The 14,704-nt window shown below is 71.9% G+C and carries 14 protein-coding genes, 1 pseudogene and 1 riboswitch; of the genes and pseudogenes, 4 read left to right on the top strand and 11 right to left on the bottom strand.

The window, feature by feature from the left end; genetic code table 11:
• Window positions 1-136 precede the first annotated feature (136 nt).
• Complete coding sequence (locus BMY61_RS48395) at window positions 137-268, top strand: hypothetical protein (RefSeq protein WP_269083966.1); 132 nt, start codon at window positions 137-139, stop codon at window positions 266-268.
• Between the two features lie 162 nt (window positions 269-430).
• On the opposite strand, the gene BMY61_RS17155 is transcribed toward BMY61_RS48395, so the two are convergent.
• The 9 genes and pseudogenes from BMY61_RS17155 to BMY61_RS17115 form a co-directional block, all read right to left on the bottom strand.
• Window positions 431-1,129, bottom strand: coding sequence for a metal-dependent hydrolase (locus BMY61_RS17155; RefSeq protein WP_042447901.1), 699 nt, complete (start codon window positions 1,127-1,129; stop codon window positions 431-433).
• Window positions 1,130-1,284: 155 nt separating this feature from the next.
• Window positions 1,285-2,463, bottom strand: coding sequence for a MarP family serine protease (locus tag BMY61_RS17150; protein WP_042447899.1), 1,179 nt, complete (start codon window positions 2,461-2,463; stop codon window positions 1,285-1,287).
• Between the two features lie 410 nt (window positions 2,464-2,873).
• Window positions 2,874-3,542: pseudogene (locus BMY61_RS17145) on the bottom strand (NUDIX hydrolase); the annotation flags it as partial.
• Complete coding sequence (nth, locus tag BMY61_RS17140; RefSeq protein WP_082015033.1) at window positions 3,539-4,462, bottom strand: endonuclease III; 924 nt, start codon at window positions 4,460-4,462, stop codon at window positions 3,539-3,541. The pseudogene BMY61_RS17145 and the gene nth, both read right to left, overlap by 4 nt.
• Window positions 4,463-4,603: 141 nt before the next feature.
• Entirely contained in the window at window positions 4,604-5,266 is a 663-nt protein-coding gene (locus tag BMY61_RS17135) for an SDR family NAD(P)-dependent oxidoreductase (protein WP_042448147.1), read from the bottom strand.
• Between the two features lie 91 nt (window positions 5,267-5,357).
• Window positions 5,358-6,209 (bottom strand): metal ABC transporter permease, encoded by an 852-nt coding sequence (locus tag BMY61_RS17130; protein WP_042447896.1) that lies wholly within the window; start codon window positions 6,207-6,209, stop codon window positions 5,358-5,360.
• Window positions 6,210-6,289: 80 nt separating this feature from the next.
• Window positions 6,290-7,198: a metal ABC transporter permease gene (locus BMY61_RS17125; protein ID WP_042447894.1), complete on the bottom strand. Its 909-nt coding sequence runs from the start codon at window positions 7,196-7,198 to the stop codon at window positions 6,290-6,292.
• A 6-nt stretch (window positions 7,199-7,204) separates the two neighbouring features.
• Window positions 7,205-8,101, bottom strand: a complete 897-nt coding sequence (locus BMY61_RS17120) for a metal ABC transporter ATP-binding protein (RefSeq protein WP_236656018.1) — start codon at window positions 8,099-8,101, stop codon at window positions 7,205-7,207.
• An 8-nt stretch (window positions 8,102-8,109) separates the two neighbouring features.
• Entirely contained in the window at window positions 8,110-9,096 is a 987-nt protein-coding gene (locus BMY61_RS17115) for a metal ABC transporter solute-binding protein, Zn/Mn family (RefSeq protein WP_042447891.1), read from the bottom strand.
• 212 nt (window positions 9,097-9,308) lie between these two features.
• On the opposite strand from BMY61_RS17115, the gene BMY61_RS17110 reads away from it, so the two are divergent.
• Complete coding sequence (locus tag BMY61_RS17110; protein ID WP_042447889.1) at window positions 9,309-9,914, top strand: HhH-GPD-type base excision DNA repair protein; 606 nt, start codon at window positions 9,309-9,311, stop codon at window positions 9,912-9,914.
• Window positions 9,915-9,916: 2 nt separating this feature from the next.
• On the opposite strand, the gene BMY61_RS17105 is transcribed toward BMY61_RS17110, so the two are convergent.
• Complete coding sequence (locus tag BMY61_RS17105; RefSeq protein WP_063773252.1) at window positions 9,917-10,882, bottom strand: LysR family transcriptional regulator; 966 nt, start codon at window positions 10,880-10,882, stop codon at window positions 9,917-9,919.
• A 70-nt stretch (window positions 10,883-10,952) separates the two neighbouring features.
• Here BMY61_RS17105 and BMY61_RS17100 point away from each other — a divergent pair, with 70 nt between their 5' ends.
• Window positions 10,953-12,002, top strand: coding sequence for an NAD-dependent epimerase/dehydratase family protein (locus tag BMY61_RS17100; protein ID WP_063773251.1), 1,050 nt, complete (start codon window positions 10,953-10,955; stop codon window positions 12,000-12,002).
• A 65-nt stretch (window positions 12,003-12,067) separates the two neighbouring features.
• Window positions 12,068-12,236, top strand: a riboswitch (M-box (ykoK) riboswitch).
• Between the two features lie 285 nt (window positions 12,237-12,521).
• The gene (locus tag BMY61_RS17095; protein WP_042447886.1) at window positions 12,522-14,162 is read left to right on the top strand and encodes an NRAMP family divalent metal transporter; all 1,641 of its coding nucleotides are present in this window, start codon (window positions 12,522-12,524) and stop codon (window positions 14,160-14,162) included.
• Between the two features lie 40 nt (window positions 14,163-14,202).
• Here BMY61_RS17095 and BMY61_RS17090 read toward each other — a convergent pair whose 3' ends face one another.
• The gene (locus BMY61_RS17090; protein WP_082015031.1) at window positions 14,203-14,685 is read right to left on the bottom strand and encodes a carboxymuconolactone decarboxylase family protein; all 483 of its coding nucleotides are present in this window, start codon (window positions 14,683-14,685) and stop codon (window positions 14,203-14,205) included.
• Window positions 14,686-14,704 lie beyond the last annotated feature (19 nt).

Here is a 14,704-nt window from a genome sequence, read left to right as displayed (position 1 = left end):
TTGGAACTCGTGCTCGGGATTATCCGGCCTCCGGCGCGGGCACCTTCGGAGTATGAGCTGGATGCACGACCGCGCCTCCACGTCCCGAAACCGTCGCCGCTCCCCGTCGGGCCCGCCCACGGGCTCGAGGAGTGCCATGAACGCCGCTCCCACCCTGCTGGAGCGCGCTGAGCCCCTGGAGCCCTCGGAGCCCGCCGACCATGTCGGCTTCCCCCGCCTGATCGGCCGTCGCGCCCGCTGGGTCACCTCCCGGCTGCGCCAGCGCTGAGCCGACGCTGATTCCAACGCCGGACGGGTCGACCCCGAAACCCGAGGCCGACCCGTCCGACGTGTACCCGTTTCCCGCGCGCTCGTGAATCCCTGCGAATCCCCGCCCATCCCCGCGAATCCCCGCGATGTCAGGCGCAGGATCGCGGGGTGTTCGCGAAGGCTAGAGCTTGTGCGGCGAGAGCGCGGTGAACCAGAGCAGGGCGATCGTGCCGACGCCCATCAGCGGGACGAGTATCTCCGTCTCCAGCTTGTTGCCACTGCTCTTGATGATCTCGATCTCGTAGCGGGTCTTGATCGGCCACAGCCACGGAGCGCCCATCTTGGTGATGGAGTCGCCCATCAGGTGGGCCAGGCAGCCGAGCCCGACCGCATAGGGCAGCCAACCCGGCGCCGAGGGGATGAACTTGGCGATCACGGCGGTGCCGATGGCGGCCTCCGCCACGATGGTGCCCCAGGCGTTGAAAGCGTGCCCCGGCGGGCAGAGGTTGAGCGCGCGCACGGCCATGGCCAGCAGGAAGAAGGTCATGCCGAGCGTGAAGCCGCGCCCCACGTAGGTCACCCCGGCCCAGGTGCCGGCGGTCATCAGGGCCACGAAGAAGAGCGAGTGCGTGGCGTGCCGGTGTCCGCCCGAGATCCAGGCGACGAAGCGGCACAGCAGCTTGCTCACCGGGCCGAGGAAGTTGGCGATGGTGCCGTCGTGGTGGTCGAGGTCCGGCAGCAGGGCGGCCCCGGCGCACAGGATCGTGCCCATCAGGATCTCCTGCGGCTTGAGGTGAGCGTGCATCACCAGCGGCGGCAGGAAGGACGAGGTGGCCGCGAAGAGCAGCGCCCCGCTCACCGCATGCGAGTGGCCCATCATGACTGGTCGTCCTCCTGGTTGCTGACGTGATCTCACGCTCGGCCAGACCGTACCAGGAAGGCACGTCACCAGGAGAGGCCCACTTCGGTCGCGCCCGACGCCGAGCACGCCGAGCGCGCCGACCGGGCCCGGCGCAACCGCCGGGCCCGCCGGTCCTACAGCGCGCAGGCGTCGGTGCTGACCGGCGCGGTGAGGTCGGCGGCGCGCTGGGCGTCGGCGCGGACCTCGTCGACGGTGAGTGCGTAGCCCGTCTGCGCGTCGTCCAGGGACTTGGCGAAGACCACGCCGTAGACCTCGCCGTCCGTCGTCAGCAGGGGTCCGCCGGAGTTGCCCTGGCGGACGGTGGAGCGGATCGAGTAGACGTCCCGGCTGACGTTGCCGCGGTGGTAGATGTCGGGGCCCTCGGCCTGGATGCGGCCGCGGATGCGGGCGGCCTGGACGTTGAACGGACCGTTCTCGGGGAAACCGGCGACGATGGCGTCCGCACCGCTGTGGGCGCTGCCCGCAAAGGTGAGCGTGGGCGCGTGCAGGCCCGGCACGTCCAGCACGGCGAGGTCGCGCTGCCAGTCGTACAGGACCACGCGGGCCTGGTAGGTGCGGTCGCCCAGCCGCACGGTCGGGTCGGTGACACCGCCGACGACGTGGGCGTTGGTCATGACGCGCTGGTACGCGTAGACGAAGCCCGTCCCCTCGATGACCTTGCTGCACGAGGGGGCGGTCCCGATCACCTTCACGATGCTCTGCCGTGCGGTGCGGACCGCGGGCTCGTTGACCAGGGCCGGGTCCGGCGGCGGCACGTTGGTGATCGGCTCGTTCTGGAACGGGTCGAAGACCTGCGGGAAGCCGTTGCGGGCCAGGGTGGAGGTGAAGTCCGAGAACCAGCCCGGGGCGTCGGCGGGCAGCATGTCCTGCACGCCACCGAGCACCTTGGAGCTGCGGACCTGGTGCGCGACGGTGGGCAGGGAGGTGCCCGCGAGAGCGGAGCCGATGAGCCAGGCGACCAGCAGCATCGCCACGACGTTGACCAGCGCGCCGCCGATCGCGTCGGGGACGCGCGCCCGACTGCGGCTCACGCGGCCGCGCAGCTTCCAGGCCCAGTGCGTGGTGAACGCCTGCCCGAAGGCCGCGAAGACGATGACGACCACGACGGCGATGACAGAGGTGACCACGCCCGGGGAGAGATGGGTCAGCAGCAGCGGCAGCAGCTGCACCGCGATCACGCCGCCACCGAGGAAGCCGAGCACGGAGAGCGCACCCACCACGAAACCCTGCCGGTAGCCGCTCACGGCGAATCCGACGGCGGCCAGGATCAGCAGGACATCGAGGACGTTCACCCGGCTACCTTGCCATGCTGGCCCGAGTGGGCGCAGTCCCCTCTCCTCGCCTGTGGACAACTCGTGACACGCCCGGACGGGACACCTCGCCCTCGTCCGGGCGGCACGCCTCGCATTCGTCCGGGCGGCACGCCTCGCCCCCGTCCGGGCGGCACGCCTCGCATTCGTCCGGGCGGCACGCCTCGCATTCGTCCGGGCGGCACGCCTCGCATTCGTCCGGGCGGCACGCCTCAGCCACGTCCGAGGTCGTCACGGCTGTCGCGACCACCAGCGGCCCCAGCACCGTCCCGACTCCCAGCGGCGTCCGTGCTCTCAGCGCCCTCGCCGTCGGGGCCCGGCAGTGTGCCTTCGCGCATCAGCGCGAGCGCCCTGGCCTGTTCCTCTTGCGAGGCGAAGACCGACGGGTCTCCGAGCTCGATCTCGCGGGCGCCGTCCCAGGGGCGCTCCCAACCGGCGTGGTGAAGCAAGCGGTCGATCACACCCGCCGTGAAGCCCCAGACCACATGACCGTCGATCTGGAAGGCCGGGCCGCGGAAGCCGCTGGGGTGCTTGACGCGGGCTCGGTTGGCCGGGTCGGCGAGACGGGCGACCGGGACGCGGAAGACCTCGGCCACCTCGCCCTCGTCCACCGGGGCCACCGGGGTCGGCGTGTGCCACCAGCCGAGGACCGGGGTGACCACGAAGTCGCTGACGGGGATGTAGAGATCCGGCAGGACGCCGAAGACCTGTACCCCGGCCGGGTCCAGCCCGGTCTCCTCCTCGGCCTCGCGCAGCGCGGCGCGGATGCGGCCCTCCCCGGCAGGGTCGCCGTCGACGGGGTCCAGGGCGCCGCCGGGGAAGGACGGCTGACCGGCGTGTGAACGCAGCCGTCGCGCCCGCTCGATCAGCAGCAGGTCCGGGCCCTGCCCGCCGGGCGCCTCGCCGAAGAGCACCAGCACCGCGGAGCGCCGACCACCCTGCGCGGGCGGCAGGAACCGGCTCAGCTGCCGCGGCTGCACGGACTCGGCGACCTGGCGGACGGGGACGAGCCAGTCCGGGATGCCTTCCCGCTGCACCCCGAGGGCTGCCGAGGCACTCACGCGCCCACCCCCTCGGCGGCGTCGGCGGCGACATCAGCGGCGGCATCGACATCGACATCGGCGTCGGCGGCGTCGGCGGAGTCGACGGTCCCGCCCGTGGCCCGGGCGGCGGCCTCGCCGGGGTAGTCGGCCGGGGGCTTGAGCCGCTGGCCGGGAGCGCCGCCCTTCTCGTACTTGAGCAGCTTCTCGGCCTTCACCGGGTCGGTCTCGCCCTCGCCGTAGGAGGGGCAGAGGCGGGCGATCGGGCAGGCGCCGCAGGCGGGACGGCGAGCGTGGCAGATACGGCGACCGTGGAAGACGACCCGGTGCGACAGCATGGTCCACTCGCTCTTCTCGACCAGCTCGCCGACCTCCTGCTCGACCTTGACCGGGTCGTCGGACTCCGTCCAGCCGAAGCGCTTGGCGAGGCGGCCGAAGTGGGTGTCCACCGTGATGCCGGGGACCCCGAACGCGTTGCCGAGGACGACATTGGCCGTCTTGCGGCCCACGCCGGGCAGGGTGACCAGATCCTCCAGCCGCCCCGGCACCTCACCGTCGAAGTCGTCACGCAACGCCTTGGACAGGCCCAGCAGAGATTTCGCCTTGTTCCGGAAGAAGCCCGTCGGCCGGATCAGCTCCTCCAGCACCTCGGGGTCGGCGTCCGCCATCGCCTCCGCCGTCGGGTACTTCGCGAACAGCGCCGGCGTCGTCTGGTTCACCCGGAGGTCCGTCGTCTGTGCCGAAAGCACCGTGGCCACCAGCAGTTCGAAGGGCGACTCGAAGTCCAGCTCCGGATGCGCGTACGGATACACCTCCGCCAGCGCCCGGTTGATCTTCCTTGCCGCTCGCACCCTCGCGATGTGCGTCTTCGGGAACGGTGCCTTCTTGAAGCCCGGCCCACCAGCAGCCCCAGCGGTCACGGACACGCCACTCTTCGCCATACCCGCCAGACTACGACCCGGCACGGACGCTCAAGCCCCATCCGACGCACCCACCAGGGCAGGCCGCCCCGGTGGACGCGTCGGTGGGTCGCACCGGAGGACGGCCCCCGACGGCCCGGGGCACGGCGGCGACGCGCGCGGTCAGGCGTAGAGGTGCTCCGCCTGCCACTGGTCCTGCGGATGCTGGTGCAGCTCGACGTAGACCCGGGCGATGGCCGCCGGGTCGAAGCGGTCGTCGCCCGCGTTGATGAAGCCGCCGATCGTCACCGTGGTCACGTGCACGCCCGCGTCGCGCTGGTCCTCGTGCAGGGCCTGGGCGTAGGCGCGCAGGGCGGCCTTGCCGACGGAGAGCGTGGCGTAGACGGGGGACGGTGCGAGGGCGAAGCCGCCGCCGGTGAACAGAACCGTGCCGCGGCCGCCGCGGAGGGCGGGGATCACGTGGCTCGCCGCCACTGTGGCGCCGACGACGTTGACGGCCAGACCGGCCGTCCAGTCCTCGGGGCTGACGCCCGTCGGGGTGTCGGGGCGGGCGAGGGCGGCGTTGTAGACGAGCACCTCGGGTGCCCCCAGCTCGGCGACGGCAGCGTCCAGCACGGACCGCAGTCGTGCCGGGTCGGCGGCGTCCGCCTGGTAGGCCTGAGCGGTGTGGCCCTCGGCGTGGAGCTGAGCGGCCAACTCCTTGAGCTTCGTGTCGGTCCGGCCGATCAGTGCCACCGGGTGACCTGCCTCGGCGAACGCGCGGGCCACGGCGACGCCCAGGCCCGGGCCGACACCGACGATCAGAGCACTGCCCTTGTCCGTCATGAACACTCGCTTTCCTGTGATCGTTTCGGTCGATCAACAGTAACTGGCTTGCGCCGCAAGGGAGGTGATCTCGGCCCGACCCGCGGCCGGTTCAACCGCGGGCCACCACCAGCGAGGAGCGGGACGCCCGGCGCGGCCGCAGCCAGGTCGCGGCGTAGACCGCCGTGGCGGCGGCCATGACGGCGAAGCTCGGCGGGCACTGCGGGATCCACGCGGAGAGGGCGAGGCCCGCCCACATCTCGCCCACGGCGAGGCCCGCCGCGAGGGCGAGGCCGTGGAAGGGGCGATCGGTGAGGCGGACCGCGGCGCCTGCCGGGGCGGCGAGCAGCCCGAGCAGGAGCAGGGAGCCCACCGCCTGGGTCGCTTCGCCGGCCGTGACGCCGACGAGGACGAGGAAGCCGAGGCCCAGCGCTTTGACCGGGACACCGCGTGCGGCGGCGACGTTCTCGTCGAGGGTGGCGAAGAGCAGCGGGCGGGCGATCAGCAGCACGGCGACGGCGACGGCGAGCGCGACCAGCACGGCGACCAGCGCCTGTCCGCCGTCCAGGCCGAAGATGGAGCCGAAGAGCACCGAGGTGCCGGCGCCTCCGTCGCCGAGACCGCTGGCCGAGGTGGTGTAGAGGGTCAGGAAGAACGAGCCGAGGCCCAGCACCCAGGCGAACGCGCTGCCGATGACGACGTCGTCCGCCTTGCCGCGGCGACCGACCCCGGCCAGCAGCAGGGCGACCAGGACGCAGCCCACGAACAGACCGAGCCGCAGGTCGTAACCGCCGGCGAGGGCGGCCATGGCGCCGGTGAAGGCGACGTGGCTGAGCGCGTCGCCGGTGAAGACCTGGGCGCGCAGCACCAGGAAGTAGCCGACCAGGCCCGCCGCGAGGGCGATGAACGTGCCTGCGAGCAGCGCGTGGTGGAAGAACGGCTGGGCCCAGACGGACGTCGTCATGCCGGACGCGCCGGACGTGGCAGCGGACGCAACGGACGCAGAGGCGGACGCAGAGGCGGACGCAGAAGCCAGGAGGGCGTTCATGCGGCGCTCCCCACGAGAACCGGCCGGCCCGACTCGGCGCGACGGCGCTCCCGCGCGCGGGCGACGGCGCGGGCGCCGTGCGCGAGCAGGAACAGCGCGAAGGCGAAGGAGGTCACGAAGAATCCGAGCGGATAGGGCTGGTAGAAGGCGGCGACCAGACCGGCCCAGGTGACGGCGAACCCGATGGCCACGGTCAGCAGCAGGCTGAGGCCGGGCCGGGCGGTGAGCACCTGGGCGGTCGCCGCCGGAAGCACCATGAGGGCGAAGACCAGCAGCGCGCCGGTGATCTGCGCGGCCTCGGCCGTGGCGGCGCCGAGCAGGACGAGGAATGCGACGGAGAGCAGCCGCACCGGCACCCCGCGCGCGGCCGCGACCTGCGGGTCGACGGAGGCGAACAGGAGCGGGCGCCCGATCGCCGCGAGGGCGGCCAGGACCACGACCCCGGCCACGGCAAGCACCGTGACCTGCCCACCGGTGATCCCGAGGAAGCTGCCGAAGAGCAACGACTGCGGTCCCTCCAACAAGCCCTTGTAGAGGGCCATGAACAGGTAGCCGCAGGCCAGCAGGAACGCCTGGACGGTGCCCGTGGCGGCCGACTCCTCCGAGCCGCCGGGCTCGCGGCCGCGGCGCAGGGCCGCGACCGCGAGCGCGGCGGCGATGCAGAAGCCGAAGTAGCCGAGGCTCAGGCTGAATCCGGCGAGCGTCGCCAGGGCGGCGCCGGGGAAGGCGACGACGGACAGCGTGTGCCCGGCGAAGGTCTGGCGGCGCAGCACCATGAACCAGCCGACGGCCCCGGCGACGACGGCGACGATCGCGCCGGCGCGGAAGGCGTTGACCATGAACGGGTAGGACCACATGAGCTGGAAGTCGTCGAGGAGGTTCCAGGAGAGGACCGGTGAACCCATGTCAGTTCACCCCGCGTGCCGGTCGCTGTGGACGGCGGGCGCCTCGGGCTGGCCGACCACGACGAGGCGTCCGTCGCGGGTGCGCAGCACCTCCACCGGGGTGCCGTAGAGGCGGGTCAGCGTGTCGGAGTCGATGACCTCGTCGGGCGTGCCGGAGACCGCGCCGCCCTCGGCGATGTACACGACCCGGTCGAGGTGGTGCAGGATCGGGTTGACGTCGTGGGCGACCATCACCACGGCGACGCGCTCCTGATGGCAGATGCGGCCGATGAGCGCCGCGACGGCGCTCTGGTTGGGCAGGTCGAGGCTGTCGAGCGGCTCGTCGAGGAGCAGCACCTCGGGGCGGCGCACGAGCGCCTGGGCGATCAGCAGCCGCTGCTGCTCGCCGCCCGAGCACTGGCCGATCGGGCGGTGCGCGTAGGCGCTCGCGCCGACCAGTTCGACCACTTCGGCTATGCGCTCCCGCTCGTCGCGGCGGGTGCGGGAGAACGGCAGGGGGACGCCCCAGCGGTCGCCGTCGAGGCCGAGGCGGACCACGTCGATCCCGCGGATGCGCAGGTCCGGGTCGAAACTCCGGCGCTGCGGCAGGTAGCCGACGCGGCTGCCCGCCTCACCGGGACGGCGGTCGAGCACGCGGATCTCACCGGACGCCGCGGGCACGATGCCGAGCAGCACCTTGACCAGCGTGGACTTGCCGACGCCGTTCGGGCCGAGCACGGCGGTGAACTCGCCCGCGCGGACGTCGAGATCGACACCCGACCAGAGCGTCCGGCCGCCGACGCGAACGGCCGCGCCGCGCAGGCCGATGACGGGGGCCGGTGCCCCGGAGGCCCCGGAGGCCCCGGAGGCCGCGGAGGCCGAGGGCGCCGAGGGCTGCGAAGTGGGGGCGACGACAGGGTTCACGTGGGTTCTCACTTCCCGGTGGCCTGGTGGAGGGCCTGCTCGATGCCCTGGAGCTCGGTGGTCTGCCACTGCTGGAAGGTGTCGCCGGCGGGCGCGAGGGTCTCGGTCACGGTGGCGACCGGAATGCCCTCGGACTTGGCCAGCTTCACCTGGGCGACGACGTCGGGGGTGGAGTTCTGGCTGTTGTAGACGTAGACCTTGATCTGCTTGGTCCTGATCTGCTGGTCGATCAGCGCCTTGTCCGCGGCGGTCGGGTCGGTGCCCTCGCTCATCGCGTCGAGGAAGGTCTCCGGCGTCGCCATCTTCAGGCCCAGGCCCTCGGCGAGCGGCGTGACGATGGACTCCGACGCGCCGATCGGCGTGCCCGCGTACTTCGCCCTGATGTCGGAGATCAGCTGGTTGTACCGGGCCAGCGTCTGCGTCTCGAACGTCTGCTTCTGCTGGTCGAACCAGGCCGCGTCGGCAGGGTCGATCTTCTTGTAGTCGGCCGTGATCTGCTCGATGACCTGGTGCACGTCGGTGGGCGAGTACCAGCGGTGCGGGTTCCCGCCGGGCTGGATCCCGACCAGGTCGCCGACCTTGAGCTCGGTGCGGCCGCTGCCGGGGTTGGTGGCGAGCAGCTTGTCCGCCCAGGCGTCGTAGCCGATGCCGTTGACGATCGCGTACTGGGCCGTGGTGACGGTGCGCGCGTCGGCGGCGGTCGGTTCGTAGGAGTGCGGGTCCGTGTCCGGGTTGGTGATGATGCTGGTCACGTGCACGTGCGAACCGCCGAGCTGGGCGGCTATGGAGCCCCAGAAGTTCTCCGCGGCGACGACCTGGATCACCTTGCCGCCGGCCGCGGCGTCGGCGCCCGAGCCGTCAGTGGCGCGGGATCCGGCCGGGGCCGTGGTGGCGCACGCGCTGACCGTCGCCACCAGGGCGATCGCCGTACCGCCGAGCACCGTACGGGCCAGGCGGCGGTGGGTGGTCGGACGGGACGGGACGGACGAGCGCATGGTGCTGGACCCCCTGGGGCAGTCGCGGCGAAGCTGACTCCTTCACGTTAGGTGGAAATGGTTTTCATCACTAGCCCGAATGAGTACGAGATGAAAACCATTACCAAATCTTGACCTGTCGCCACGGCTCCCCGTGCTGCGTGTCACCGGGCGGCGGCGGGGCGCGGCACGGAGAATGGGCAACGCGCACGAACGTCCCGAAGGAGGGCGCCATGGCGACCGATCTCCACCTCGCGCAGAACCGCGACGCGGACGCCCTGCTCAGTCGCAGCCCGCTGGCCGCTCTCATCGGCATGCTGCTGGACCAGCAGGTACCCATGGAGTGGGCCTTCAGCGGCCCCGCCACGCTGCTCGAACGCCTGGGCGGAGACGATCTCGACGCGCACCGGATCGCCGACCACGACCCGGACGCGTTCGCCGCGCTCTGCGCGGAGAAGCCGGCCATCCACCGCTACCCGGGATCAATGGCCAAGCGGATCCAGCAGCTCTGCGCCTACCTCGACGCCCACTACGACGGCGACGCGGAGGCCCTGTGGCGGGACGCGTCGAGCGGCGACGAGCTGCTGGACCGTCTCGTGGACCTGCCGGGCTTCGGCCGGCAGAAGGCACAGATCTTCCTGGCGTTGCTGGGCAAGCAGCTCGGCGTCCGCCCCAAGGGCTGGCGCGAGGCGGCGGGGGCCTACGGCGAGAAGGACAGCTTCCGCTCGATCGCGGACATCACCGGGCCCGCATCCCTGGAGAAGGTCCGGGCCCACAAGCAGGAGATGAAGGCCGCCGCGAAGGCCGCGAAGGCGGCCAAGTCGGCCACCGCGGGCTGACGCTACGACGCGGCGCAGGCGTCGGCGTCGGCTGGGGCGTTCCCTGGGGCTGCGGCTCCGGCGTCGGCTGCGACTGCGGCGCGCAGACGAGCCGAGAGCTCGTCGGTCAGCCGGTCCGCCGGGCCGCGGTGGCGGCGGGCGCGGGCGAGGCCGATGTGGCGGACCGGGGCGGGCGAGGCCGGCGTGAGCGCCACGAGATCCGGTGCCCGCTCGACCGCGATCTGCGGGATCAGCGCGATGCCGACCCCCGCGCGGACCAGCGACTGGGCAAAGGCGTAGTCCGTCGAGCTGCACGACACGCTCAACTCCACTCCTGCCAGCTCCGCGTAACGGGCCAGCTGTGCGGCGGACTTGAGACAGCCCAGCACCCACCGCTCCCCCGCCAGGTCGGCCAGGTCCACAGTCGCCGGCCCGCCCGCGCGGGGGTGCGCGCGCGGGAGGACGACCCGCAGCGGGTCGTCCAGCAACGGGGCCCAGTCCAGGCCGGTGCGGTCACCGGGGCGGGCGGGCGGCGGACCGTCGAAGTGGTAGGCGAGAGCCACGTCCACACGTCCCTCGCGGACCAGCGGCAGGCTCTCCTCGGGCTCGGCCTCGACGATCGTCAGCTCCGCCTCCGGATGGTCGGCGACGAACCCACCGAGGACGCCCGGCAGCAGATGACGGCCACCGCTGGCGAAGGTGGCCACGGTCAGCGTCTGCCGCGGCTGGGCGAGCCGGTCGATGCGCTGCTGCGCGTCGGCGAGTTCGGCCGCGATGGCCTCGGCCGCGTCGACCAGCAGCCGTCCGGCCTCGGTCAGCACCACGCCCCGCGTGCTGCGTTCGACCACCCGGGAGCCCAGCCGCCGTTCCAGCGCCGCGATCTGCTGGGAGACGGCCGAGGGGGTGAGCCGCAGCACGCCCGCCGCCTGGTTGAAGCTGCCCTGGCGGGACACCTCGCGCAGCACGGCCAGCCGCTGGACGTCGATCACCAGTTCTCCTTAGGACGGCTTCAGCAGATCGACACTACCGCTGTCGACAGTGCCCCGACAGGCTGGCCTCATGGACCACACGCGCCAACCCCTCGCGGCTCTCGCCGGACGCTCCGTCGCCGTGATCGGCGGGAGCCGCTACTTCGGACGGCTCCTGGTCACGGAGCTGTGCGCGGCCGGAGCCGAGGTCACCGTCGTCAACCGAGGCTCCGCGCCACCGCCACAGGGCGTCACGCACGCGCGGGCGGACCGTGACGACGAGGCGGCGCTGCACGCGGCGCTGGGCGAGCGGCGCTTCGACGCCGTCGTGGACCAGGTCTGCTACACGCCGCGCCAAGCAGCCGTCGCGGCACGGGTGTTCGCGGGCCGCACGGCGCGGTACGTGATGACCTCGACCGTCGAGGTCTACGCGGAACTCGGACGCCCGCACGGTCCGACGCTCACCGAGGACGCCGTCGATCTCGCCGCGGTCCGGATCCGGCCGGAACTCCCGTGGCACGAACCGGATTTCCTCGACCGCCACTACGGTGAGGGCAAGCGCCAGGCCGAGGCCGTCCTGCAGGCGGCCTTCGCCTCGGCGGACAGCACGTTCACGAGCGTGCGAACCGCCCACGTGCTGGGCGACGGTGACTTCACCGGGCGGCTCGCCCACTACACGGAGCGGATCGCCGCCCGTCGGCCGATCCTGGTCCACCCCGACCCGCAGCCGGCCTCGTTCGTCCACGCGCCGGAGATCGCCCGGTTCCTGGCCTGGACGGCAGCCGCCGAGTTCACCGGGCCGGTCAACGCGGCCGGCCAGGGGACTTTGACCGCACGGGAGTTGGCATTGGCCATCGACCCGGCGGCGATCGTCGAGGTCGGGGCGCCCGCCTCGCCGTTCTCGTTCGAACGCGCCTACGCGATGGACACGACCCGCGCCGAGACCCTCGGCTTCCGCTTCTCCCGCACAGCGGACCTGCTGCCGGACCTGCTGTCGGGCCCGGCGGCGCTTCCGGACCAGCTGCCGGGCCCGGCGGCGCTCCCGGGCGTGCTGCCGGTCCCGGCGGCGCTCCCGGACCTGCCGGCGGGCCGCAGCGGAGCCGACGCTCGGCACACGGACCTGGCCCGGCAAAAGGCGTAAAGGTCGCGTCAACGCATTTGACACCCCACGTGCACGAGAGCAACCATGGTGGAGTTCTTACGAGAGAGACACCTCGTTCGGTGAGGCGTCTTCACGGACACAGGCCACTGATCCCAACCGTCGAGAGACGCTCCGGATCAGGACACCTCTTCCCGACCTAAGGGTTGAGGCCAAGTGGCTGCACGCGAGTGCTACGCCGTGGAGTGCCAAAGCTCTGACGAGTTGGGGTGTACCGGATCCGCGTCGGCGATCCGTGTCCGGTGTGCCCCCTGCCGCTACGACGTACCGCGCGATGCGTGCGTCTTGACCGGAGGGAGGCGAGAAGCAGTGGACTGCAGTCCTAGTCCGGGCCACAAACGGCCCCACGACACCCGCTTGACCTCGTCTTCTTCCGGCATGCGGTAACCACCTGCCTTCCTGAACCGCCCCATTCTGCGCGCCCGTGTGCTCGGTGCTCGCAGGGCGGATGGATGCTGCATGCCCTCCACCAGGCCTCACGGCCACAGGGAGGGATTCACCATGACCACCACCATCGACACCCGGACCCGTTCGGCGGTGCTCGACGACGCGCACGTCGGCGACATCCGCGGCGCACTCGGCACCATCAGGCTCGACGACCACGGCGACCGCCGCGGCCTGTCCGCGAAGCTCAAGACGCTGCTCGCGATCGTCGGCCCCGGCCTGATCGTCATGGTCGGCGACAACGACGCCGGCGCCTTCGCCACCTACGGCCAGGCCGGGCAGAACTACGGCACCCACCTGCTGTGGACGCTGCTGCTGCTCGTGCCGGTGCTCTACGTCAACCAGGAGATGGTGCTCCGCCTGGGCGCGGTCACCGGGGTGGGCCACGCCCGGCTGATCCTGGAGCGCTTCGGCAGGTTCTGGGGCGCGTTCAGCGTCATCGACCTGTTCATCCTCAACGCACTGACGCTGGTGACGGAGTTCATCGGGATCACGCTGGCCGCGGGCTATCTGGGCCTGCCCAAGGCACTCGCCGTGGTGCTCGCCGCCGCGATCATCGTCGCCTCGGCCTTCACCGGTTCGTTCCAGCGCTTCGAGCGGATCGCGATCGCGCTCTGCGCCGGCTCGCTGCTGCTGGTGCCGATCTACTTCCTGTCCCACCCGAAGACCTCGCAGATGGCCCACGACTTCGTGGTCCCGAACCTGCCGGGCGGGCAGGGCCAGCTCGCCACCGTGATGCTGCTGATCATCGGCATCGTCGGCACCACCGTCGCGCCCTGGCAGCTGTTCTTCCAGCAGAGCTACGTCATCGACAAGCGGATCACCCCGCGCTTCATGAAGTACGAGAAGGCCGACCTGTGGCTCGGCATCGTGATCGTCGTCGTCGGCGCCGCCGCGCTGATGGGCGCGACCGCCGCCGCGTTCGCCGGCACCACCGGTCCCGACGGCTTCGGCAACTTCACGGACGCGGCCGGGCTCGCGCACGGCATCGAGGCCCACGCGGGCAAGGTCGCCGGGGTGCTGTTCGCCGTCGCGCTGCTGGACGCCTCGATCATCGGCGCGTTCGCGGTCTCGCTCTCCACCGCCTACGCGATCGGTGACGTCTTCGGCATCAGGCACTCGCTGCACCGCGGGGTCAAGGGCGCCAAGGGCTTCTACGCCGTCTACGCCGGCATCGTGGCCCTCGCGGCCGCGGTCGTGCTGATCCCCGGCTCGCCGCTGGGCCTGCTGACCGAGGGCGTGCAGACGCTCGCGGGCGTGCTGCTGCCCTCCGCGACGGTCTTCCTGCTGCTGCTCTGCAACGACAAGCAGGTGCTCGGCCCGTGGGTCAACGGCCCCAGGACCAACGCCTTCACGGCGGCCGTCGTCGGCGTCCTGGTCACCCTGTCGATCATCCTTACGGCCTCGGTGCTGTTCCCGGACATCACCGCCGGCGCGATCATCGACATCATGGCCGGCTGCGGAGTCGCCGGGGTCCTGGCGGCGGGCTACGCCTTCACCAAGCGCCGCACCGCCACCAAGGAGGACCCCGTCGACCGGACCGACCGCGACAACTGGCGGATGCCGCCGCTGGAGACGCTGACCCGGCCCGCCATGGCCACCGGCCGCAGGATCGGCATGAGCGCGCTCCGCGGCTACCTGCTGATCGCGATGATCTTGGTCGTCGTCAAGATCGTCGAGGTCGCCCTCAACCACTGAGCCGAGGCGCGCTCCCGGCGCCGCACGCCTGGTCCGTCCTTCACTCGTTGACGGGCCAGGCCTGCGCCGCGACGCTGACGCGGTTCCAGGCGTTGATGGTGGTGATCAGCCAGAGCAGCTCGGCGAGCTCGGTCTCCTCGAACTCCTCGGCCGCGGCGGACCACACCTCGTCCCGGACCGGCCCCTCCGACAGGCGGGTGACCGCCTCGGTCAGCGCCAGCGCGGCACGCTCGCGGCGCGAGAACAGGCCCGTCTCCTGCCACACCGGCAGCAGCAGCAGCCGCCGCTGGTCCTCGCCGCCGGCCAGCGCGTCGGCGGAGTGGGTGTCGACGCAGTAGGCGCAGCCGTTGATCTGCGAGGCACGCGCCCGCACCAGCTCCTTCAGGCCCACCTCCAGGTCGCTCCCGGAGGTCGCCTTGTCCAGCGCGACCATCGCACGCATCGCGGCGGGGGCCAGCTTGTCCGCGGCGATGCGGACGGTGATCTGCGGGTTCTCGGTCTTCGTGTTCGTGTTCGTCGTCATGAGTAAGAGTCTGGCGCGC

Source organism: Streptacidiphilus jiangxiensis (assembly GCF_900109465.1).
GTDB lineage: Bacteria > Actinomycetota > Actinomycetes > Streptomycetales > Streptomycetaceae > Streptacidiphilus > Streptacidiphilus jiangxiensis.
The sequence above is the reverse complement of the archived record's forward strand: the minus strand, read 5'-3'. Positions and strand labels throughout refer to the sequence as shown.